Genomic DNA, 21,811 nt, shown 5'->3' on the forward strand with positions numbered 1-21,811 from the left:
AGCCATCAGTGGCACTCATCGTGCAGAAGTATGGCGGTTCCTCGGTCGCGAACGCCGAGCGGATCAAGCGGGTCGCGGAGCGGATCGTCGCCACTCGCAAGGCAGGCCACGACGTCGTCGTGGTGGTTTCCGCGATGGGCGACACGACGGACGAACTGCTCGACCTGGCCAACCAGGTCAGCCCGCTGCCCGCGGGTCGTGAGCTGGACATGCTGCTCACCGCCGGCGAGCGGATCTCGATGGCCCTGCTGGCTATGGCGATCCACAACCTGGGCTACGAGGCGAAGTCCTACACGGGCTCGCAGGCCGGCGTGATCACGACTTCGGCGCACGGCAAGGCCCGGATCATCGACGTGACGCCCGGACGGCTCCAGGCAGCCGTCGACGAGGGCGCCGTGGTGATCGTGGCCGGCTTCCAGGGCGTGTCACAGGACACCAAGGACATCACCACCCTCGGGCGTGGCGGCTCCGACACGACAGCCGTCGCGCTGGCCGCAGCCCTGCGCGCAGACGTGTGTGAGATCTACACGGACGTGGACGGCGTGTTCAGCGCCGACCCGCGGATCGTGCCGGACGCGCGGAAGCTCGACCGGATCACGTACGAGGAAATGCTGGAGATGGCGGCGACGGGCGCGAAGGTGCTGATGCTGCGCTGCGTGGAGTACGCCCGGCGGTTCAACCTGCCGATCCACGTCCGCTCGTCGTACTCGAACAAGCCCGGCACGATCGTCGCCGGGTCAATGGAGGATCTTCCCGTGGAGCAGGCACTCATCAGCGGCGTCGCGCACGACCGCAGCGAAGCCAAGATCACGATTGTCGGCGCGCCGGACGAGCCGGGCACCTCGGCCGCGATCTTCCGCGCGGTGGCCGACGCCGAGATGAACATCGACATGATCGTCCAGAACAACTCCACGGAGGGCACCGGGCGGACGGACATCTCGTTCACCCTGCCGAAGGACGACGGCCCGGCCGCGATGGCCGCCCTCCAGCGGATCCAGGAGAAGGTCGGCTTCAAGGGCCTGCTCTACGACGACCACGTCGGCAAGGTCTCCCTGGTCGGCGCCGGCATGCGCTCGCACCCGGGTGTCACGGCGATCTTCTGCGAGGCCCTGGCCAGCGCCGGGGTCAACATCGAGATCATCTCCACCTCGGAGATCCGGATCTCGGTGGTCTGCCGGGACACCGATCTCGACGCCGCGGTCCGCGCGATCCACGAGGCTTTCGAGCTCGGCGGCGAGGAAGAGGCGGTCGTCTACGCCGGGACTGGCCGGTAACAAGCGCTCGGCCGATTGCATCAGTACCGCCATCCAGTGGTATTGATGCAATCGGTGCGTCCGGCTGACCAGCCAAACCCTTCGGCGTTAGAGGTGAATCAACATGGGCAAGCTCCCCACGCTGGCCGTGGTCGGCGCTACCGGCGCCGTCGGTACCGTGATGCTGGAGCTGCTGAGCAGCCGTAAGAACGTCTGGGGTGAGATCAGGCTGGTGGCCTCGCCCCGGTCGGCCGGGCGCAAGCTGAGCTGCCGTGGCGAGCAGGTCGAGGTGCTGCCGCTGTCGGCGGAGGTCTTCGACGGGGTCGACGTCGCGATGTTCGACGTGCCGGACGAGGTCTCGCGCGAGTGGGCGCCGATCGCCGTGTCCAAGGGCGCGATCGCCGTGGACAACTCCGGGGCGTTCCGGATGGATCCCGACGTGCCGCTGGTCGTGCCGGAGATCAACCCCGACCACGTCCGGAACAGGCCGCGCGGCATCATCGCCAACGCCAACTGCACGACGCTTGCCATGATCATCGCCGTGGCCCCGCTCCACCGCGAGTTCGGGCTCCGGGAGCTGATGATCTCCTCGTACCAGGCTGCCTCCGGCGCGGGCCAGTCCGGTGTGGACACCCTGCACGACCAGCTCGCGAAGCTGGCCGGCGACCGCTCCGCCGGTACGCGGACCGGGGACGTCCGCCAGGCGATCGGCGAGGACCTCGGCCCCTTCCCTGCCCCGCTCGCCCTGAACGTCGTGCCGTGGACGGGCTCGCTCCGCGACGCCGGCTGGTCGAGCGAGGAACTCAAGCTCCGCAACGAGTCCCGCAAGATCCTGGGCCTGCCGGACCTGAAGGTGTCGGCGACCTGTGTCCGGGTACCGGTGATCACCGGCCACTCCGCTGTCGTGCACGCCATCTTCGGGTCCGAAGTGGAGGCTGGTAAGGCGCGCGAGGTGCTGGAGGCCGCACCGGGCGTCGTGGTCGTCGACGATCCGGCCGCCGGTGAGTTCCCGACGCCGACCGACGCGGTGGGCACCGACCCGACCTGGGTCGGCCGGATCCGCCGTTCGCTGGACGACCCGCGCGCCCTGGACTTCTTCCTGGTCGGCGACAATCTCCGCAAGGGCGCTGCCCTGAACACCGCCCAGATCGCTGAGCTGCTGTCGGCGGAGCTGTCGGCCCGCTAGGAGTCACGCACGTACACCGGACGCCGCCTCGTTCTTCTGACGCGGCGTCCGGTGCGTTCTCAGGTCAGAGGACTGCCCGGATGCCCGTGGTGCTGGCCGGTGTCCAACGCGTCCACGGGCCGGTGTAGGTGCCCTGGGCCGTGGGCGTGAGCGTGGTCAGAACCGCCTTGCCGTTGCCGTAGTTGTAGTAGACGCCCAGCTCGTCCAGCCCCGGGGCGGCCGAGGTGAAGCGGCCGGACGTGAGGAACTGGGTGCCGCTGCCCCAGGCCGGGTTGTCCCAGAGCACGGACGGTCCGGCGAATCCGCCGGACTTTGGGGCCAGCACGAAGGTCGCGACGTGCCCGTTGCCGTAGTCATAGAACAGGGCCAGGTCGTCGACGGAGTCCTTCGTGAAGTGGCCGGCTGTCATGAACCTGGTCCCAGTGCCCCAGCGGGGCGCGTCCCACACCTTTCCCCAGGTGTAGATCCCGCTTTTCTTGGTCCAGCTCAGCGGCCAGACCGCTACGTGGCCGTTGCCGTAGTCGTAGAGAAGAGCGATGTTGCCGCTCGTGGCATTGGTGGGGGTGTCCCGGAAGTCGCCGCCGACCACGGCCCTCGTTCCCGGACCCCAGTTCGGCAGGTCGTGCGGATCCATCGCGAACTTGCCGGACATGGTCACCACCAGCTTGAACAACGCGGCGTGCTGGTTGTCGTACTGGTAGAACAGCACCACGTTGTTCCCGCTCCAGTCACCGATACTGGTGGTGGCCATGAACCGGGTGCCGGTGCCCCAGTTCGGGGCCTCCCAGATCGCCACAGGATCAGCGAAGGTGTTGCCGGCGGTGAAGGCCAGGAAGTAGATGGCCGCACGGCCGCTGGGTTCCTCGTAGAAGAAGGCGAGTTCCGGGCTGGTGCCCGCGTTGTCGTAGTCGCCGCCCGTCACGAACTTGATCCGGTCCACCCACTGCGCGCCGCCCGTCCAGGCCGCCGGGACGACCGTGAAGCCGCCAGCACCGCCCAGCAGCAGATCCACCTGTACGCCGCTCGCGGATGTCTTCCACACCGCGACGTCGTCGAAGCTGTCGCCGTTGAAGTCGGCTTTGAACTGGCTGCCGTCCGGCTGGAACGCCGTCTGCCCCGTCAGGTTCGACGCGGCACGGGCCGGTGCGGCCGGGCTGGTCCCGGGTGTCGCGTGGGCAGTGCTCGCCGGTACCGGCGTCAGGCTCGCGACGGCGAGAGCCGCCACGGTCACGAACTTTGTCAGTCTCATCTCGATGGTCACCCCGTGTGTGATCGCGGATCGGTGGAGAGCTGGACCCGCATCGGTAGACGCTTGCTCTGCCCGAGAGGGTTGCCGGTACCAGGAAACACAATCGACCGCCAGATCCGCAGCGGAATCTGGCGGCCGATCATGGTAGATCCGGATCAGATGCCGGACCTCAGGATGGACATGTCGTGCGTGGACCACCGGGCAACCGGCGTGGTGTTACCGGGTGTGAGGCCCCACAGGGTGACGTTGCCACTGCCGTAGTTGTAGACCAGGCCGAGCTCGGAACGCCCGTCCTTGGCGGTGTAGCGGCCCGCCGTGAGGAACGCCGTGTCCCAGCCCCACTGTGGCCACGACGCCAGCGTCTCCAGGGTGCTGACCGGGTTGGTGCCGGAGGTCAGGCTGAACGAGGCGGCGGCACCGTTTCCGTAGTCGTAGAACAGCGCCAGGTCGGCCTTCTTGTCGCCGGTGAAGTCGCCGGCCTGCACGAACAACGTGCCCGGTCCCCACTGCTCAGAGCCCCAGGGGGTGACCAGCCCGCCAAGCTCGCCGCTGGCGTTCGCTGTCATGGTGAACACGGCGACGGTGCTGGACGTGTACTCGTAGAACATCGCCAGGTCGGCGCGCCCGTCGCCTGTGTAGTCCCCGGCGGCCATGAACGTCGTGCCGCCGCCCCAGAACGGGGCCCGCAACTGGGACCGCAGCCCGCCGAGCGAGCCGTCGGCGTTGCCCTGGAGCGTGAAGAGCCCGACATCGGTGGTGCTGTACTGGTAGAACATGGCCAGGTCCGTCCGGCCGTCCCCGTTGAAGTCGCCGGCGGAGACGTGCCGGGTGTCGACGCCCCAGTTCGGGGCCTCCCACCGCAGCACGGCCTCACCGAACGTGCCCTTGGCCGTGTCGAAGGTGAGCGTGTAGAACGCGACGTATCCGGTCAGCTGCTGGAAGAAGATGCCCAGCTCCGCGCGCCCGTCGCCGTTGAAGTCACCGGCCGTCAGGTGCCTGATCCGGCTGTGCCACTGCGAGGGGCCCGTCCAGGTCACCTGGTCAGGGGCGAATCCGCCGGCGCCGCCCTGGAGCAGCCGGAAGCGGAACGCGAACGAGGTCTCCTCCAGCAGGGCGACGTCGTCGTACCCGTCGCCGTTGAAGTCGGCCCTCGCCTGCCCGCCGTCCTTCTTGATCGCGGGCCGCAGGTAGAGGTCGAGCGCCGGAGCCGAGAATAGCCCCGACGTCCCGCCGGACACCTCGGGGTGATCGGCGAGCTTGACTTCCACCGTGGGCCGGTACGCGTCCGGGCGCTGGTACCGGTGGGTCTCCGGGCTCAGCTGGCCGCTGAACGGGCCGTTGCCGGCGGGCAGGTCGATGTTCCGGACGGTCGAGGTGCCGTCGCCCCAGGTGTACGTGACGACGAGCCGGGTGGCCGGCCACGCCAGGTCATAGTGGACGTCCTTCCACAGTGCCGTCATGCCGTCCGCCGAGCCGTTGTAGCCGATCTGGCCGCCGGAGACGGACAGCTGCGGGCGGCGCTCGTAGGCGCCCCGGTCGTGGTACGGCGCCTGCCCGGCCTTGCCCGGGTACTGGACGCGCTTGCCGCCCAGCACATCGGTGCCGAGCTGGCCGGGCGCGCCGCTGTCCGCCGAGTCGATCAGCTCGGCCGGCAGCGCGGACTGGCTACGGTCCCTGTCGGCCGGGCTGTTCTCGGTGAGGTCGGCCGTACCCTGACCGGTCGCCGCCTGGAAAGCGGTGACGGTCGGGTAGTTGGTGCCTGCCCACCGGTACAACGTCGGAGGGTTGCTCACAGTGCCGAAGGCGCTGTAGCTGGCCTTGGTGCCAGCCGTGCTGTCGCTCTCGACCTCGATCGAAGGCTTGGTGAGGTCGTAGGGCACCTGCACGGGCGAGTAGGGGTACTTCGGCGGGAAGTAGTTGTTGGTGATCCGGGTGTTCGCGGCAGACCCCTTCACCGCGATGCCGGCGTGGTTCCGCGAGATGGTGTTGCTGGTGATGGTGGTGTTCTGAGCGCCGTCGACGAGGATGATCGGCTGGGTGCTCTGCCACATCGAGGTCATGAGGTTGGTCGAGAGGGTGATGTCGCTGGCCCCCGCGCCAGCCTTGACCGGGTTGGTGATCTCGGTCCGCGAGACGGTGACCTTGCTGGCCCCGGTCAGGTCGAGAGCCGCGTTGATCTTGCCGGAATCGAAGTGGATCGAGCTGGTGCCGGCCAGGCGGAGCGTCTGGGCCGGCTCGTTGTAGGCCAGCGAGACGGCGAGGCCGCTGATCCGCACGTCGTGCAGCCCCGGCGCCAGGCTGACCTCGTTGCCGTTCCGGAACGACACGGAGTACTGGCTCGTGTCCAGCCTCTCGAACCGGATCGGTGCGGCCGGCGTCCCCGACCGCGTGAGCCTCATGCTGCCGTAGGGAGCGGCGTTCCCGCCGCCGATCCGGACCGTCTGTCCGGGCTGGACGATGTCCGCAGCCTTCTGGATCGTGCAGAACGGCTGGCTCGCCGTGCCCGGACCGCTGTCCGAGCAGGACTGGACCCCGCTGTTGACGTAGTAGATCCCGCCGGGCGTCTCGGCCTGGGCGGCGGCCGGTGTGAGCCCGGCCCCCGCTGCGACAGCCGCCGCGAGAAGGACCCTGTGTGTTCTCACAGTGATACCCCCGTATCGATGAGTGTTGGCTTGCGGGAGCCGACGCTACGAAACGATGGTCACGGATCGATAACGCACTATCTGTCGCCTGCTGTACTCGCGGTCCATCTACCAGGGCGAATGCGAAACGCTTACCGCCGGGCAGGCTCCCGGCGGTAAGCGTTTCGTCATAGGTCAGGCGCGCTGCGGGCCTCAGATACCCGTTTTCCCGTACTGGGCGCGGCTCGACGTCCATCGCACCCACGGCCCGTTGTAGCCGCCGGGTACCGGTGCGAGCGTCGTCATCGCCGCTGTCCCGTTGCCGTAGTTGTAGTACATACCCAGCTCGTCGCGTTCGTTCAGGGCGACGTAGTTGCCGACCGTGAGGAACTGGGTGCCGCCACCCCACGTGGGCCCGTTCCACAGCAGCGTCGGTGGGGTGTACGCCTGCCCGGTGGCGGTGAGAACGAACGCGGCGACGTGCCCGCCGCCGTAGTTGTAGAACAGCAGCAGATCGGCGACGGTGTCCCCGGCGAAGTTCCCGGCCCGCACGAACCGCGTACCCCCGCCCCACACCGGCCCGTCCCACGGCATCGCCCAGGACGTGAGGCTCAGCGCGTCCCAGTGCAGCGTCCACAGTGCTATGTGCCCGCCGCCGTAGTCGTACTGGAGAGCGATATTGCTGATGTTGGCGGAACTGGTGCCGACAGCGACCATCGCCTTAGTACCCGGGCCCCAGGACGCCAGTTCCGGACCGGCGGTCCACACGAAACCACCGCCGATATCGCTCAACAGCCGGAAGATTCCGATCCGGTTGTTGTCGTACTGGTAGAACATGACGATGTCGGCGCGGTTCTCACTGATACCGGAGAAGTATCCGGAAGCCAGGAATCGGGTACCGACGCCCCAGGACGGCGCCTCCCATTTCAGTACCGGAGCGTTGAAGGAATTGTTGCCAGTATTGAAAGTCATCGTGTAGACGGCCGAGTACCCGTCCGTCTGCTCGTAGAAGAAAGCGAGTTCGGACTTGCCGTCGCCGTTGTAGTCGCCCGCCGTCACGTGCTTGACGCGGTTCAGCCACAGCGACGAGCCGGACCACGCGGTCACGAAAGCGCCCATGCCGCCGGCGCCACCCTTGCTGAGCTGGACGAACGTGAACGCGTTCGCGACTTCCCACACAGCGATGTCGTTGAAGCCGTCGCCGTCGAAGTCGGCGTTCAGCTGACTGCCGTCCGGCTGGTACATCCCCTGGCCGGGAATGACGACGACGCATTCCTGTACCGCTCCGGCAGCGGCGGCGGCCGGGCACCTGGCTGGCCCTGACTGGGCCGGGCTTGTCAAAGACGTCAGGCTCACGGCGAAGACCGTGGCCGCGAGCGCGAGTGTGAGCGTTCTCATCAGATCCCCGTCTCATGAATCGAGCCTCGAAATCAAGCCTCCCACTGGCACAACGGAGCAGGCGTGACCGAGACGCGGTACCGAGGCCGTGTCGCGGAGAAAGAGCCCGGGGAAACAATCCGGCCCCTGTCTCCGCGCGGAGACAGGGGCCGGAATCGCTGACTATTGCTGGCTGGCTACGCGCCGGTCTTCACTCCCGGGGCCTGTGCGGTCCACCGGGTGTACGGGCCGCTGTATGCGCCGCCCTGCGCGGGGCTGAGCGTCATCAGGGTCACGGTGTAGTTGCCGTAGTCGTAGAACATGCCGAGCTCGGTGCGCTCGTCCTTGGCGGTGTAGTTGCCGGAGGTGAGGAACCGCGTGCCGCCGCCCCACACCGGGCCGTCCCAGATCGTGCCGAGTCCACTGAGGACGCCGCTCGGGCCCGACAGCAGGCTGAACGCGGTGACGTGCCCGTTGCCGTAGTCGTAGAACAGCGCCAGGTCGGCCTTCTTGTCGCCACCGAAGTTGCCGGCCTGCACGAGCTTGGTGCCGCCACCCCAGTACGGGGCGTTCCACCGGGTGGTCAGCGCCCCGCCGTCCAGAGTGAACGCCGCGACGTGCGTACCGCCGTAGTGGTAGAACAGGGCCAGCTCGGCCTTGCCGTCACCGTTGAAGTCACCGGCGGTCATGGACTGCGTGCCGGTACCCCACAGCGGAGCGTTCCACTCCTGCTTGAACGAGCCGAGCGACCCGTCGGAGTTACCCTTCAGCGTGAAGACCGCGGCATGCGAACCGCTGTACTGGTAGTACAGCGCCAGGTCCGCCCGGCCGTCGGCGTTGAAGTCACCCGAGGCGACGTACCGCGTGCCGGTGCCCCACTGCGGAGCCTCCCACTTCACCGTCGGCTCGCTGAACCGGCCGGTCGAAGCGTCGTAGCTCAGCGTGTACAGCGCGACGTAGCCGTTGGCCCGCTCGAAGAAGATGCCCAGCTCGGCCTTGCCGTCGCCGTTGAAGTCCCCGGCGGTCAGGCTCTTGATGGTCCCGTACCAGGGGCTGCCGCCCCACCAGGCATCGGTCGTCTCCTGGAAGCCGGCCGCCCCGCCCTTGAGCAGGCGAGCCTGGAACGACATCGGGATCGACTCCAGCAGCACGACGTCGTCGTACCCGTCACCGGTGAAGTCGGCCTTGATCTGGCTGCCGTCCTTCTTGTAGTCCGAGTTGCCCCACGTCGTCATCGGTGCCGAGACCCAGGCGTTGGAAGGGAGCCCGTCCGAGGGTGCGGGAGCGCCCTCGATCATCAGCTCCACCTTCGGCTGGTAGCCGCCGGGCCGGGTGAACCGGTGCCGCTGGGCCGGCAGGGAGCCGTACTGGTACTCGAGGTCGGTCAGCAGCGGCAGGTCCACCGAGGACTCGGTCGTCGTGCCGTCGCCCCAGATGTACGTGGCGGTCAGCTTCCCGCCGCCCCACTCAGCCCTGTACTGGATACGGGTCACCTCGGCGGTCATGCCGTCCGGGGTGTCGAGCATCGAGATGGCCCCCAGGGTGGTCGCGTACACGTTCGGGATGCGCTCGATGGCGCCCCGGTCGTGGTGGCTGGGGTCCGCGGCCGGCTTGCTCGGGAAGCGCAGCCGCTGCCGGCCGTACATGTCCGTGCCGAGCTGGCCGGGCGCGGTGGCGTCGGCGGAGTCGATCACCACGGCTGGCAGGCTGAACGGGTTCCTTGACCTGTTCCGGGCCCAGTTCTCCGTCAGGTCAGCGGTGCCCTGCCCGGTCGCGGCCTGGAACGCGGCGACCGTCTTGTAGTCCACGCCGGCCCACCGGTACAGCGGACCGGTCTTGTCAGCGGTACCGAAGGCGGTGTGGCTGATCTTGGTGCTCGGCGCGCTCGCGCTGTCCACGGTGACGTACGGCTTCGACAGGTCCGCGGTGGTCGACGAGTGGTAGAAGTAGTTGTTGGTCAGCCGGGTGTCCGTCGCGCCGATGATCTCCACACCGTCCGGGTGCGGCACGAACGTGTTGCTGGTGATGGTCGTCCCGCTGGCGTCACCGACCACGACGGGCTTCACCCCCGACGCGCGGAACTTGTTGGTCGACACGACCACGCCCGTGGACTTCCCGTCCACGGTGACAGTCCTGCCGATGTCGTTCCGCTGGATCGTGACCTTGCCGGAGCCGGAGACCGAGACCGGCGAGTACAGGATCGAGTCGTCGATGACGATCGACTGGGCCTGCGTGATCTTGATCGCCGAGCCGCCGCCGATGTACAGGCCAGTGACCTGGACATCGTGCACGCCGGGCTCGAAGCTGACCGGCTTGTCGGGGACGGTGTTGACGGTGAAGTAGCCGGTGGAGTCCGGCGAGTCGACGACGAACCGGATCGGCGCCTCCGCCGTGCCGGACTTCGTGAACCTCAGGCCGTTCTTCTCGACGACACTGGGCCGGATCCTGACGGTCTGCCCGGGGCCTGCGACGTCCGCGGCCTTCTGGATCGTGCAGAACGGCTGTCCCTGCGAGCCGCCGCCCTGGTCGGAGCACAGCCCGGGATCGTCGTTGACGTAGAGGGTGGTGGCTCCGGCCGGCTGCGCCTGGGCTGCCGCTGGCACCAGGCCAGTGGCGAAGACAGCAGCCACCAGAGAGATCTTGAGCGCTTTCATAGCACCTCATGCCCCGTAGTGACGTGCAAACGCCAACAGACTGTAGAGAGCCGTGATCACGGAACGGTCACGGAAAATGATCACTGAGGACAGTACCCGGACGATCGCCCTGCTTGTGGTCGTGATGTCGCGCCGCTTCGCGTGAACGGACATCAACTTTCGTCCAAACGTCTGGCCCGGGAATGAGGCCTGCGCCACAGCCGGGGCAGCCGCCGGGACAGCGGGACTGGCGGGACTCCAGGACACTGGATCTTGTGCTGATCAATCGCAACTACCGTTACCTGTGGATCGGCCAGGCCGTTTCGCTGATCGGGGACATGGTCTTCCACACCACGCTCCTGCTGTGGGTGGCGACGGTACTGCTGAAGGGCAAGTCCTACGCACCCCTCGCGAGTACGGCGGTCCTCATCGTCGCGTCGGTTTCCACCGTCCTCGTCGCGCCCGTCGCCGGCGTCTACGTCGACCGGTGGAACAAGAAGCGCACGATGCTCCGGGCCGACCTGCTGCGGGCCGGGCTGATCGCGATGCTGGCCGGTATGGCGTTCCTGCCGTCCGGTACCGTGCCCGTCCCGGTGATCCTCCTGGTCACGGGCCTGATCGTCGCGCTGACCACTGCCGTGTCGCAGTTCTTCAACCCGGCCCGCGCCGTGCTGATCGGGGACGTGGTTCCGGACGAGCAGCGGGGCCAGGCCACCGGGTACGGGCAGGCCACGGGGGCGCTGGCGACGATCGTGGGCCCGCCGATGGCCGCGCCGCTGCTGTTCGCCGCTGGTCCACAGTGGGCGCTGGCGATCAACGCGCTGTCGTTCCTGGTCTCGTACGTCGCGATCAGGGCTGTCCAGCCGCCGGTCGCCGAGGTGGTCCGCGAGCCGGAGCCCGGGTCGAGCGTGCGCAGCGAGTTCGTGGCGGGCCTGCAACTGATCCGCAGGAGCCGGGCGCTGGTCGCGATGCTGGTCGTGATGGTGCTGTGCATGCTGGGCGTCGGCTCGCTCAACGCGCTGGACGTGTACTTCGTCCAGGAGAACCTGCACGTCGACGCGCGGTGGCTCGGCCTGCTCGGTGCGGCACTGGGCGCCGGGTTCCTGATCGGCTCGCTGGCCGGGGGCAAGCTGGGCGACCGCTTCGGCCACAGCCTGGTCTACCGGTGGGGCATCGCGGTCTTCGCCGTGCTCTTCCTCTGCTACGCCCGGTCCGCCAGCCTGGTCTTCGGCATGATCGTGCTCCTGGCGCTCGGCACCGCGGTGGGCATGGTCAACACGGTCATGACCCCCATCGTGCTCAAGGTGGTGCCCCGGGAGTTCCAGGGCAGGTTCTGGGCCACCCTGATGCCCTTGAACAGCGCCGCGACGATCGGCTCGATGGGCATCGCCGGCACGGTGGCCGGTTCGCTGCCGGTGGGCTTCCGGCTGGACCTCGGCTGGATCACCTTCGGCCGGATGGATCTGGTCTTCACCGGCGGGGCGCTGCTCGCCATCGCCGGCGCCGTCTACGCCCTCTTCGCCATGCGCGACGCCGACAATGCCCAGCCGGCCGAGGAGAAATCCGAGCCCGAGCCGGCCCTGGACGGTTCCCGGGCGTGAGCGGGTGGCCTGGCACCAAAGGCCGGCCGCCTGCTCACCCAGTCAGAGCGCGGCTCTGATCGCCGAACCCGGATAGTCACTCGACCACCTGGTCCCCGGCCCGGAGTATCCGCCGCCGGTCACGGGCGTGAGCGTGAACATCCGCATCACGTTGCTGGTGTACAGGTAGAACAACCCCAGCTCGGTCCGCTCGTCCTTCACCGTGTAGTTACCGGCCGTCACGAAGGTGGTCCCGCCACCCCAGACCGGCCCGTCCCAGAGCACGGCCGGCCCGGTGAGCCTGATGTCCCCCTGCCCCTGGGCGGCGGTCATGGTGAACGCGGTGGTGTGCCCGAGGCCGTAGTCGTAGAACAGTGCGATGTCTTCTCGCGTGTCACCAGCGAAGTTGCCGGTGTGCGCGAACCTGGTCCCGGTGCCCCATCGGGGTGCGTCCCACTGCCGGGTGATCTTCGGCGTCGAGTACTTGTCACGCTGCAGGATGTACGTCCACAGCGAAACGTGGCCATCACCGTACGAGTAGAGCAACGCGATGTCGGCCTTGCCGTCGCCGTAGAACTGGCCAGCGAGCATCGCCTGGGTACCGCTGCCCCAGTGCGGCAGGTCCGGCAGGTTGAAGGTCCATCTGCTCAGCGGGCCGGTGAGGTAGTCGTGCCACAGCTGGAACACCACGACGTGGCTGGAGTCGTACTGGTAGAACAGCGCGAGATCGGTCCCACCGCTGGCGTCGAAGTTACCGGCCGCGACGAACCTGGTTCCCGTGCCCCACTCCGGAGCCTCCCAGTACAGCTTCGGCTGGCCGAACATGCCGGTGGCCGGGTCGTACACGATTCCGTACACCGCCGCGTACCCGCTGGGCTGCTCGAAGAAGAGCGCCAGGTCGCCACGCTTGTCGTTGTCGAAGTCCCCGGCGGACACGTGCTTGATCCGGCCGTGCCAGCCGGCTGGGGCGGCCCATGCCTGCCGCTTCTCGCTGAGCGTTCCGCTCGCGCTGCCCATGAGCAGCGCCAGCTGAGGCCCGTCGGTGGAGTTCTCGCTCCACAGTGCGACATCGTGGTAGCCGTCGTTGTCGAAGTCCGCCCTGAAACTGCTGCTGTCCGGCCTCAGCGGCGAGGAAGACGACTCCACCACCGGGGCGGGCACCTTGGCCGCTGTGCCGCGGCTGGGCTCCGCGCTGGCCCCAGCCGGGGCGAGGCTCGCCGCCAGCACCGCGGCGCTCAGCACCACCTTGACCATTCTCATGAGACCCCCGTCTGTCCGCGCGGGCGCATGCGGGTGCACACGCGGCACGTTCTCCAAGACGCTAGCCTCGCCGCGGATGGTTGCCGGTAGCAATGGGGAAACCGGAAACCCGGGTACGGCTACGCCTGAGCCAGCCCCGGACGGTTCCGGAGTGTGAGCACGTAGGCGCCGACTGCCGCTGCGGACAGTGAGGCGACCACGATGGCCATCGGCACGGCCGTGTGGTCGCCGGCCAGGCCGACCAGCGGGACGACGGCCGACCCGACCAGGTACTGGGTCGTGCCGAGCACCGCCGAAGCCGTCCCGGCCTGCGTACCGTGGCCGGCCAGGGCGAGCGCCGTGATGTTCGGGAAGACCAGGCCCATGCTGCCGACCACGATGATCAGGGCCGGGAGCACGACGGGCAGCCCGAGGTCGCCGAGCACCCCGGCCAGCAGGAGCAGCCCGCCGGCCAGGGTGGCACCGAGGCCTGCGCTGGCCAGGGCTGCCGGGGAGTACCGGCGCGCGAGGCGGCCGTTGACCTGCCCGGTGACGACGATGGCGAGCGCGTTGGCCGCGAAGGCGTAGCTGAACTGCTGGGGGCTGAGGCCGTACACGTTCTGCAGGACGAACGGCGAGGCGGAGATGTACCCGAAGAGCGCCGCGAAGGCGAGTGCCGCTGCCGACACGTACAAAATGAAGATCTTGTCCTTGAGGACCGTGCCGAACCCGCTGAGCGCACTGGCCCGCCTGCGGTGCGGAGGCAGGGTCTCGGGCAGGAAAACCGTGCCCAGCAGCATGGCCGCACCGATGATCGTCAATGTGACGAAGGCCAGTCGCCAGGAGCCGAAGCGCAGCAGTTCCGCGCCGATCAGCGGGGCGAGGATCGGGGCGAGCCCGCCGATCAGCATCAGCGCCGACAGCACCCGCACCGCGGCAGCGCCCTCGAACAGGTCACGGACGATCGCGCGGGCGATCACGATGCCTGCCGCCCCGGCCAGGCCCTGGACCAGCCGCAGGCCGGTGAGCATCGGCACGTTCGTGGCGAGCGCGCAGGCCAGCGAGGCCACGACGTAGACGCCGACGCCGGCCAGCAGGGGCAGTTTCCGCCCGAACCTGTCGCTCAGCGGCCCGGCGACGAGCTGGCCGAGCGCCAGGCCGGCCAGGCAGGACGTGAGGGTGAGCTGGACGTCTGCCGCTGAGGCGTCGAACTCGCTGGCCAGCTGGGGCAGCGCGGCCAGGTACATGTCCATCGACAACGGAGCGAAGGCGGACAAGGCTCCAAGCAGGACAAACAGGCGGCGCGGCATGATCGGAACGCTAGCCGCACCGCCTGCGGATGTAACCGTGTGTTACCTCACGCCGGGTGGTGGATGGGGTCGAGGACCCGCTGGAGGAAGGTCCGGGTCCTGGCCTCCTTGGGTGTACCGAAGATCTGGGCCGGCGGCCCGTCCTCCACCACCACGCCGTCGTCCATGAACAGCACCCGGGACGCCACCTCGCGGGCGAAGCCCATCTCGTGCGTGACCACCAGCATCGTCATGCCCTCGGCCGCCAGCTCCCGCATGACGGCCAGCACCTCGCCGACCAGCTCGGGGTCGAGCGCGCTGGTCGGCTCGTCGAAGAGCATCAGCTCGGGATCCATCGACAGCGCGCGGGCGATCGCCACCCGCTGCTGCTGGCCGCCCGACAGCTGCGCCGGGCGGGCGGTCGCGCGGTCGGCGAGCCCGACGCGGGCCAGGTTCTCCCGTGCGATCCGCTCGGCCTCCGGCCGGGTACGGCCGAGCACCCTCCGCTGGGCGATCACGCAGTTGTCCAGCACCGACAGGTGACCGAACAGGTTGAACTGCTGGAAGACCATGCCGATCCGGCGGCGTACCGCGTCGAGATCGCAGTCCGGGCTGGTGATCTCGGCATCATTGATCGTGATCCGGCCGCTGGTCGGGGTCTCCAGCAGGTTCACGCAGCGCAGCAGGGTGGACTTGCCGGAGCCCGACGGGCCGATCACGCACGCGACCTCGCCGGTCGGTACCTCGAGGTCGATGCCCTTCAGTACCGGGCGATCGCCGTAGCTCTTGTGGAGCCCCTCAATCCTGATCATGACTTGTGCTCCAGCCTGCGGGCCAGGTACGACAACGGCAGTGTGATCACCAGGTACAGCATGCCGCCGACCACCAGCGGCGTGGCGTTCGCCGAGCTGTTCAGGCCGTCCCGGGCGAACTTGGCCAGCTCGGTCGTGATCGCCGTCGTACCGAGCACGAACACGAGCGAGCTGTCCTTCGTCAGCATGACGACCTCGTTGGTCAGCGGTGGCACGACGAGCCGGAAGGCCTGCGGCAGCACGATCGAGAGCATCGCGCGGGTGTGGGACATGCCCAGCGTCCGTGCCGCCTCGTACTGTCCCTTGGGGACAGCCTGGATCCCGGCCCGCATCGTCTCCGCGATGTACGCGCTCGACACGATGCCCAGCCCGAGCGCGACCTGCCCGTACACCCCGCCGGGGATCTCACGCCCAGGGAAGGCGATCGGGATGCCGTACCCCACCATGAACAGCACCAGCATCGCCGGCAACCCGCGGAACAGCTCGATGTACCCGGCGGCGAACCACCGGTACGGCCCCACACTCGACAACCGCATCAGCGCCAGCACCACACCGAGGACGATGCCGAAGGCGAAGGCCAGGACGGTGTAGACGATCGTGTTGCGCAGCGCGACCGTGATGATGTCCGGGAACAGCCCCCTGGCGATCTCCGCGTTGAGGAAGTTCTCGGTGATCGTCGGCCAGTCGGCGACCCCGGCCACGACCAGCACGACCGCCGCGGCGAGGACGTACTGGCCGGTGCGGGCCATCCGCCGCTTCTGAGTCTGCGTCATGACGGCTTCCGGCCCAGCCACTTCTCGTAGATCGCCGCGTACGAGCCGTCGGCCCGCGCGGCCTTCAGCGTGTCGTTGACCGCGCCCAGCAGCTTCGGGTCGGCACCCTTCTTCACGGCGTAGGCGTACTTCTCGCCCGTGTCGAACTGCTGGATGATCGAGATCTGGTTCGGGTTCTGCCGGACGTACTCGGTCAGCACCGGCAGGTCGGCGATCGACGCGTCGACCTGCTTGGTGGCCAGCGCCTGCTGCTGGAGGCCGAAGTCGGAGTACTCGACGACCTCGAAGCCCTTCTCCACCTTGAGCTTGTTCGCGTACTGCGCGCCGGTCGTCCCGCCCTGCACCGCGACCCGCCGGCCCTTGAGCTGGTCGGCCGTCTTGATCACCTCGGCGTCGCCCGGCCGGATCACCAGGCCCTGGGTGTTGTCGAAGTACGGGTCGGAGAAGTCCATCGCCTTGCGCCGCTCGTCGTCGACGGTCAGCCCGGCCGCCGCGACGTCGCACTTGCCGGTCTTCAGGTCCAGCCCCGACTTGATGCCCTCGAACGGGGTGTCCACAACGGACACCGTGACGCCGAGCTTCTTCGCGACCAGGCCCATCACGTCCACGTCGAAGCCGGCGATCTGCCCGGCCGAGTCCTTCGACTGGAACGGCGGGTACGGCGTGTTCACGCAGACGGTCAGCTTGTCCTTCGCGACCAGCGGCACCCCGCTGGCGGTGGAACCACCGCCGCTCTTCGCGCAGCCGGTGAGGGCCAGCGCCCCCGCGGCCAGCAGTGCGATCGCGGCCGTGCGCGCCTTCCGCCTGTAAAACATTCCGGTCCTCCGTATTTTATGCAGCCTCACTCATGGTGGAGGATGGCCGTTCCCGACGCCAATGAGCGAGGCGAAGCTCACAGTGGGTCATTCTCCCTGCTCCGCGCCCCGTAGACGCCGTTATGGGTTCGTTACCGGAACGCGTGCAGCAGAACCCGGGCGCGGCGGGTGTTAACCCCGAGTCCGGCCGGACCCCACAGCAATGCCTCAGAATCCACGCTCAGGCACACAGGGGAGCTTGTACATGCGCAAGAACCTTCTCTCGCGGCGCATCGCGGGAGTCGCCGCTGGCGTCGCGCTGGCTGCTGTCGCCGGCACCGCCGCGCTGGCCACCGAGTCCGCTCCGGCCGAGTACGGCGTGAACGGGCCGGCCACCGGCGGTCCCGTCATCAGCTCCAGCCCGTCGGCCAACCCGACCGGCGGCCCGGTCTACCCGCCGTCCTCCAGCCCCACCTGGAGCCCGCAGCCCACCGGCGAGCCGAGTTCCAGCCCGACCTGGTCGCCGTACCCGACCAGCCCGCCGAGCCCGTCCACCCAGCCGACCTGGACGGCAGGCCCGCAGCCCTCGGCCTCGGCGACCTGGACCGCGCCGGCCCCAGCGCCCGCCGGCGCCTTCAAGCTCACGGTCCTCCCGCTCGAACTCAAGCGGGAGAACGGCCGGTACGACGGCCGCCTGTCGGTGACGGTGCGCAACACCAGCAATGCCGCCCACGAGGCGAACGTGCGCTTCACCGTGCCGCGCGGCTTCCGGCTGCTGGGCACCGACCCGTCCGACATCTGCATGGGCGCGTACGAGCAGGTCAACTGCATCGTGCCCGGCGGCGTCGTCAAGGCCGGCGAGACCAGGTCCTTCGCCGTGAAGGTCATGTCCTACGCCGGTTACGACGAGGCGACCCGGTACGCGATCGGCGGCAAGGCCGAGCTGACCTCTGGCAACGCCCGTGCCGAGGCCGCGTTCCCGATCGTGCTGCGCGGCAACGCGTACCAGCTGAAGAAGTACGTCCCGGCCAGCCAGCCCGACGTGGTGGTCAGCCCGGTCACCATGACGATGACCCGCAACGCCGACGGCAGCTTCGCCGGCGTGGCCAAGGTGACCGTCACCTACAAGAACGACGCCCCCAACGACGGCGCGGTCATCTCGATCGTCACCCCGGCCGGGATCGTCAACGCTGGCCCCGCGACCCCGACCGGCCCGTGCATGCCCGACTGCTCCATCACGGGCTACCAGCCGCTGGTGGCTGGCCAGACCGTGACGTACGGCGTGAAGTTCACCGCGCCGGCCGGCACCGCAGCTGGTGCGAAGACCGGCGAGGTCAGCCTGCGCAGCCACTACGCGGGCCAGGACCTCACCGACCTCACCCCGGCCGACAACAAGGCTGTGCTGACAATCACCGTCCCGTAAAACCCCTTTATCCCGTACCTGTAAGCGAATGACCGGAAGGCCGCAAGAATGCAGACGCTTGCGGCCTTCCCCGGCGGGGAGCTGAACGTGGAGAATCCCTCACTGGCGATGGGCGGCCTCGGTGCCATCGCGCTCACGGGGGTAGGGGGTTGCATCGCGGTGGAGTCCAGGCTGAGCTTTGACGACTTCTACGCTGCGCACTTCCAGAAGCTGTCCGTTCAGCTGTANGCGTTCGCCGGTGACGCCACCGAGGCGCAGGACATCGTCCAGGAGGCCTTCTGCCGGGCCTGGGCCCGCTGGGACAAAATCGTGCAGTACGACGACCCGGTAGCCTGGGTCCGCCGGGTGGCCTGGAACATCGCGAGCAGCCGGTGGCGCAAGCTCAAGACGGCGCTCAGCTTCGCCCAGAAACAACGGGCGGAGGTCGTCGAAGGGCCCAGCCCCGACCGGGTCGCGCTGGCCAGGGCGCTCGCGACCATCCCGGAGAACCAGCGCAAGGCGATCGTCCTGCACTACCTCGCCGGGATGCCCGTCGCGGAGATCGCACGGGACTGCGACGTCGCCGAGGGCACAGTCCGGTCGTGGCTGCACCGCGGCCGCGCAGCACTGCACAGCCAGCTGGCCCCGGTGGGCTGAGGGGGGTGAGACACCGTGGATGACGAGCTCCAGAACGTGTTCGCCCAGTTCGAGGCGGACCACAGAGCCACGATGACCGCAGGCGACCCCGAGGCCGTCCGCCGTACCGTGCGCGCCAGGCGGAAGCGCCGTACCCAGGTGGCCGGAGTGCTGTCCCTGGTCGTCCTGGCCACCAGCGGTTTCGCCTACACCCAGCACTCCACCGGACCCGGGCCGGGCAACGCCGACCAGCGGCCCAGCACCAGCACCGAACCCATGCAGCCGATCCCCGGCCTCCCGTCACCCGGCCAGACGTACAGCCAGGCGCAGCCAGCCACGGGCTCGCCCACCCCGGGCACCTCGCCGTCCGCGCAACCGGGCGCGAGCCGCACCCCCGGCGGCCCCGGCGGCGGAGCCGTCGTACCCGGCGGTGGCACCTCCACCGGCCGCCCGGCCGGCTCGGCCCCAGCCACCAGCACAGGCGGTACCGCCCCGGAGCCGGCCCCGTCCGACTCGACAGGGCCGAGGCAGAACCTCACGGTGGACTTCCGGGTCAGCGGGCCGTCCACAGTGAACTTCGTGCACTCCGGCGGCAAGTACCGTGGCACCTTCGACCTGGCTCTCCACAACGCCGGGCCGGACGTCAGCAGGTACGAGAGCTGGTACATCAACCTGCCCAAGGGCTTCGACATCGACTTCATGGCGAGCCCGGCCCCGGGCTTCGGCATGTGCACGCAGCGCACCCAGAACCCGGACGGCAGCGTGCTCCTCGGCTGCTCGGACTCCGGCAGCGGCTCCCCGGTCGCGGTCGGGGCCACCCGTACCCACCGGATCACGGTCGTCGCCTCCGTGGCCCCGACCGGCGCGCAGCAGACGATCGAGGGCTTCGGCATCCAGGTCCGCCCGTACGGGGCCGGCGTGGCCGACGTGACCGACCCCAACACCGGCAACAACTACGCCGGGATGACCTGCGTCCTTCCGCCCAGCTAGCCAGCGACCGCACACAGACCGGGCGCGGGGTCATCCGGATGACCCCGCGCTCCCGCGCGTCCGCGCACCCACCGGCACCCGGAAACAGGCCGGATATGGTGGCGTGATGGCCGCGCGGGGCTATCGAAGCTTCGGCTCGCCGCTCGAAGCTGCCCATTCCCTGAACAGGGCGAGGGCCTCGGACAGGTTGCCCGGCCCGCACGCGATCTGAAAGACCTCTTGCGACGTCCAGACCATCACCCAGTCGTGCTCGCTGCGGGTGGTCTGTAGCCGGGGGAACTCCCGGCCCGCCAGGTCCGTCTCCTGAAGATTGATCTTGACGGTCCAGCCGGGGTTATCCAGGGTGTCGATCGTCACGCCCCACGAGTGCTCCCAGTCGCCATCGCACTGCGAGAGATACCAGGCTTGAAGCCAGTCGAAGACGTGTCCCGGCTGATTCATAGCCGAAGATGTTACGCGGAGCAGGAGGGGCGTGGCCGGACAGATCCAGAAACGAGTCAAGGCCGGTTCCCCGTGAAGGAGAACCGGCCTTGATCTGCACTTGTCTTGGTCGGGGTAGCCGGATTTGAACCGACGGCCTCTACGTCCCGAATGACGTACGGCAACGTTCCTGATCAGGGCATGGCAGCAAACATGCAGGTCAGAGCATTGGTGTGTGTTGGCCTGGGTCGCGCTGCGTGGCCCCTTTTTTCAAGATCATCTCCCAGATTTCTCCCAGGCGGGGCCGGGCGGCCGACGTGGCGCGGGGATGTAGGGGCGCAGCGGCCCAAGAGCGTGAAACTGCCGTACTCGGACCGGGTTCGCTGCCGCCATTCCGCCGGCGCCTGGCTCGGCGCCGGTTGCTGCGGTACCGGTGTGGCTGACCGTCGCCCATGCTGTTCATGTGTGTTGGCGGCACGGCCGCGTGGGTTGGGGAGGGTTCACCGTCGTGCTGTTCGCCGCCAGGTGTGGGATTGACGTACTACCGCGTGCGGGTATCCGGCCCGGATCCGGCGGACCCTGATCGGGCGCAGATCATTGTCACGTTCTCGTAGAGGCGGAAGCGCGAGGGCGCGTTCGTGAGCGCCCAGGGGCTACTCGCCACCTTCGGTTTTCGCGGATATTGGCCACACGGACAGGCAGCCAGTGACGATCTGTGATACAGGTCACTGCGCGAGTTTTCTGGAACCTCAGGCAACCTCTGTTGCCCCCAGGTGACCTCCAGTGACTCATCTGCTCAAGTTATCCACAGGGTTTTCCACAAGCACAGCAGGCGCTTTTTGCTGTCGTGACGTAACCCTGTTCTAGTCTGTGCGCGGGCAGATGAACGGCGAGAGTCGATGAAGAACGGCTCCCGGGCGGCAACCCGGAAGCCGTTCATGTGCCCTAGATCCAGCAAGTGGCAACCCGAGGAACTGAGGTGCACATGAGCAGGGTACGGCGTCAAACAAGAGACGTGCAGGGGCGCGGCAGGGACGACAGGCTGCCTGTCCGATGGTGTCTGATTCTAGTGGTGTCAGGAAGCGCCGGTGTTGCCGTTGGCGTAGCCGCCGGCCCGGTCGCGGGGGTGAGCATGGCGATCGGGGTCGCAGGCCTGCTCCACAAGGTCCTGGGCAACTAGCCGCTGCCGGGCCGCCCTGCCAAGAAGCCGTGGTCCGGCCGACGGGGCGTGCGAGCGGATGAACAGGCGCGGGGATACGCAGAACGTTTCCCCGCGCCTTCGTCGTTCCCATGGGCGCGAGTTACACGTCGTAGGTGCCACCGGGGTTCATCGCGGTGACGGCTGGGGAGAGCATGCCTGAGGATCCGCCGGTCTACCGCCCCAAGCGTGGCGTCTTGTGCCGATCTTGGGAAACTGGCGCTAACGGGCGCGAGTTCAGGTAGGTGGGCCGCCGAAAGGGCAAAACCAGGCGATCAGCCGGCGGAAACTGGGAGGGTGGGTGGCCTGTGGTTTTGGCACCCGGACCTGCCCCGGGTGGACGCAACATGGGTTAACGC

16 protein-coding genes are annotated in these 21,811 nt (G+C 68.4%); 6 read left to right on the forward strand and 10 right to left on the reverse strand.

Translation table 11 applies throughout. From position 1 onward, the window contains the following. Positions 1-8: 8 nt before the first annotated feature. Together A3G1_RS0124690 and A3G1_RS0124695 are read left to right on the forward strand one after the other, a co-directional pair. Positions 9-1,274 carry an aspartate kinase gene (locus A3G1_RS0124690; protein WP_018352178.1) on the forward strand — a complete coding sequence of 422 codons (1,266 nt, stop codon included), beginning with the start codon at positions 9-11 and terminating at the stop codon, positions 1,272-1,274. 103 nt (positions 1,275-1,377) lie between these two features. After that, positions 1,378-2,439: an aspartate-semialdehyde dehydrogenase gene (locus A3G1_RS0124695; RefSeq protein ID WP_018352179.1), complete on the forward strand. Its 1,062-nt coding sequence runs from the start codon at positions 1,378-1,380 to the stop codon at positions 2,437-2,439. 64 nt (positions 2,440-2,503) lie between these two features. Here the strand turns inward: A3G1_RS0124695 and A3G1_RS0124700 are convergent, their stop codons facing one another. The 4 genes from A3G1_RS0124700 to A3G1_RS0124715 form a co-directional block, all read right to left on the reverse strand. Next, positions 2,504-3,688, reverse strand: coding sequence for a hypothetical protein (locus A3G1_RS0124700; protein ID WP_083937106.1), 1,185 nt, complete (start codon positions 3,686-3,688; stop codon positions 2,504-2,506). A gap of 155 nt (positions 3,689-3,843) precedes the next feature. Beyond that, positions 3,844-6,330 carry an FG-GAP-like repeat-containing protein gene (locus A3G1_RS0124705; protein ID WP_018352181.1) on the reverse strand — a complete coding sequence of 829 codons (2,487 nt, stop codon included), beginning with the start codon at positions 6,328-6,330 and terminating at the stop codon, positions 3,844-3,846. A gap of 192 nt (positions 6,331-6,522) precedes the next feature. Beyond that, positions 6,523-7,707, reverse strand: a complete 1,185-nt coding sequence (locus tag A3G1_RS0124710) for an FG-GAP repeat domain-containing protein (protein WP_083937089.1) — start codon at positions 7,705-7,707, stop codon at positions 6,523-6,525. A 176-nt stretch (positions 7,708-7,883) separates the two neighbouring features. Then, the gene (locus tag A3G1_RS0124715; RefSeq protein ID WP_169437612.1) at positions 7,884-10,316 is read right to left on the reverse strand and encodes an FG-GAP-like repeat-containing protein; all 2,433 of its coding nucleotides are present in this window, start codon (positions 10,314-10,316) and stop codon (positions 7,884-7,886) included. A 278-nt stretch (positions 10,317-10,594) separates the two neighbouring features. Between A3G1_RS0124715 and A3G1_RS36720 the strand changes: the two genes are divergently transcribed. Continuing rightward, positions 10,595-11,920 (forward strand): MFS transporter, encoded by a 1,326-nt coding sequence (locus tag A3G1_RS36720; protein ID WP_018352185.1) that lies wholly within the window; start codon positions 10,595-10,597, stop codon positions 11,918-11,920. 42 nt (positions 11,921-11,962) lie between these two features. On the opposite strand, the gene A3G1_RS0124730 is transcribed toward A3G1_RS36720, so the two are convergent. From A3G1_RS0124730 to A3G1_RS0124750, 5 genes are all read right to left on the reverse strand, one after another. Further along, positions 11,963-13,159 (reverse strand): FG-GAP repeat domain-containing protein, encoded by a 1,197-nt coding sequence (locus A3G1_RS0124730; protein WP_083937091.1) that lies wholly within the window; start codon positions 13,157-13,159, stop codon positions 11,963-11,965. A 119-nt stretch (positions 13,160-13,278) separates the two neighbouring features. Next, complete coding sequence (locus A3G1_RS36725; RefSeq protein ID WP_051110648.1) at positions 13,279-14,448, reverse strand: multidrug effflux MFS transporter; 1,170 nt, start codon at positions 14,446-14,448, stop codon at positions 13,279-13,281. A gap of 47 nt (positions 14,449-14,495) precedes the next feature. After that, on the reverse strand, positions 14,496-15,239 hold the full coding sequence (locus tag A3G1_RS0124740; protein ID WP_018352188.1) for an amino acid ABC transporter ATP-binding protein: 744 nt from the start codon (positions 15,237-15,239) through the stop codon (positions 14,496-14,498). Further along, entirely contained in the window at positions 15,236-16,012 is a 777-nt protein-coding gene (locus tag A3G1_RS0124745; RefSeq protein WP_018352189.1) for an amino acid ABC transporter permease, read from the reverse strand. The genes A3G1_RS0124740 and A3G1_RS0124745 overlap by 4 nt, the downstream gene beginning before the upstream one ends. Next, positions 16,009-16,827 carry a basic amino acid ABC transporter substrate-binding protein gene (locus tag A3G1_RS0124750; protein ID WP_018352190.1) on the reverse strand — a complete coding sequence of 273 codons (819 nt, stop codon included), beginning with the start codon at positions 16,825-16,827 and terminating at the stop codon, positions 16,009-16,011. The genes A3G1_RS0124745 and A3G1_RS0124750 overlap by 4 nt, the downstream gene beginning before the upstream one ends. 244 nt (positions 16,828-17,071) lie before the next feature. On the opposite strand from A3G1_RS0124750, the gene A3G1_RS0124755 reads away from it, so the two are divergent. The 3 genes from A3G1_RS0124755 to A3G1_RS0124765 all read left to right on the forward strand — a co-directional run bounded on the left by A3G1_RS0124755 (position 17,072) and on the right by A3G1_RS0124765 (position 19,834). Then, on the forward strand, positions 17,072-18,229 hold the full coding sequence (locus tag A3G1_RS0124755; protein ID WP_026212481.1) for a hypothetical protein: 1,158 nt from the start codon (positions 17,072-17,074) through the stop codon (positions 18,227-18,229). A 48-nt stretch (positions 18,230-18,277) separates the two neighbouring features. After that, the gene (locus A3G1_RS0124760; protein ID WP_018352191.1) at positions 18,278-18,865 is read left to right on the forward strand and encodes an RNA polymerase sigma factor; all 588 of its coding nucleotides are present in this window, start codon (positions 18,278-18,280) and stop codon (positions 18,863-18,865) included. 15 nt (positions 18,866-18,880) lie between these two features. Further along, complete coding sequence (locus A3G1_RS0124765) at positions 18,881-19,834, forward strand: hypothetical protein (RefSeq protein WP_026212482.1); 954 nt, start codon at positions 18,881-18,883, stop codon at positions 19,832-19,834. A 120-nt stretch (positions 19,835-19,954) separates the two neighbouring features. On the opposite strand, the gene A3G1_RS0124770 is transcribed toward A3G1_RS0124765, so the two are convergent. Further along, positions 19,955-20,275 carry an immunity 53 family protein gene (locus A3G1_RS0124770; RefSeq protein WP_018352192.1) on the reverse strand — a complete coding sequence of 107 codons (321 nt, stop codon included), beginning with the start codon at positions 20,273-20,275 and terminating at the stop codon, positions 19,955-19,957. Positions 20,276-21,811 lie beyond the last annotated feature (1,536 nt).

Source organism: Longispora albida DSM 44784, assembly GCF_000379825.1.
Taxonomy (GTDB): domain Bacteria; phylum Actinomycetota; class Actinomycetes; order Mycobacteriales; family Micromonosporaceae; genus Longispora; species Longispora albida.

Bases quoted from the DNA above. Each gene is read 5' to 3' on its own strand.
- A3G1_RS0124695 (WP_018352179.1), top strand. From the start codon at position 1,378: ATGGGCAAGCTCCCCACGCTGGCCGTGGTCGGCGCTACCGGCGCCGTC.
- A3G1_RS0124700 (WP_083937106.1), bottom strand. From the start codon at position 3,688: ATGAGACTGACAAAGTTCGTGACCGTGGCGGCTCTCGCCGTCGCGAGC.
- A3G1_RS0124710 (WP_083937089.1), bottom strand. From the start codon at position 7,707: ATGAGAACGCTCACACTCGCGCTCGCGGCCACGGTCTTCGCCGTGAGC.
- A3G1_RS0124730 (WP_083937091.1), bottom strand. From the start codon at position 13,159: ATGAGAATGGTCAAGGTGGTGCTGAGCGCCGCGGTGCTGGCGGCGAGC.
- A3G1_RS36725 (WP_051110648.1), bottom strand. From the start codon at position 14,448: ATGCCGCGCCGCCTGTTTGTCCTGCTTGGAGCCTTGTCCGCCTTCGCT.
- A3G1_RS0124740 (WP_018352188.1), bottom strand. From the start codon at position 15,239: ATGATCAGGATTGAGGGGCTCCACAAGAGCTACGGCGATCGCCCGGTA.
- A3G1_RS0124745 (WP_018352189.1), bottom strand. From the start codon at position 16,012: ATGACGCAGACTCAGAAGCGGCGGATGGCCCGCACCGGCCAGTACGTC.
- A3G1_RS0124750 (WP_018352190.1), bottom strand. From the start codon at position 16,827: ATGTTTTACAGGCGGAAGGCGCGCACGGCCGCGATCGCACTGCTGGCC.
- A3G1_RS0124755 (WP_026212481.1), top strand. From the start codon at position 17,072: ATGCGCAAGAACCTTCTCTCGCGGCGCATCGCGGGAGTCGCCGCTGGC.
- A3G1_RS0124770 (WP_018352192.1), bottom strand. From the start codon at position 20,275: ATGAATCAGCCGGGACACGTCTTCGACTGGCTTCAAGCCTGGTATCTC.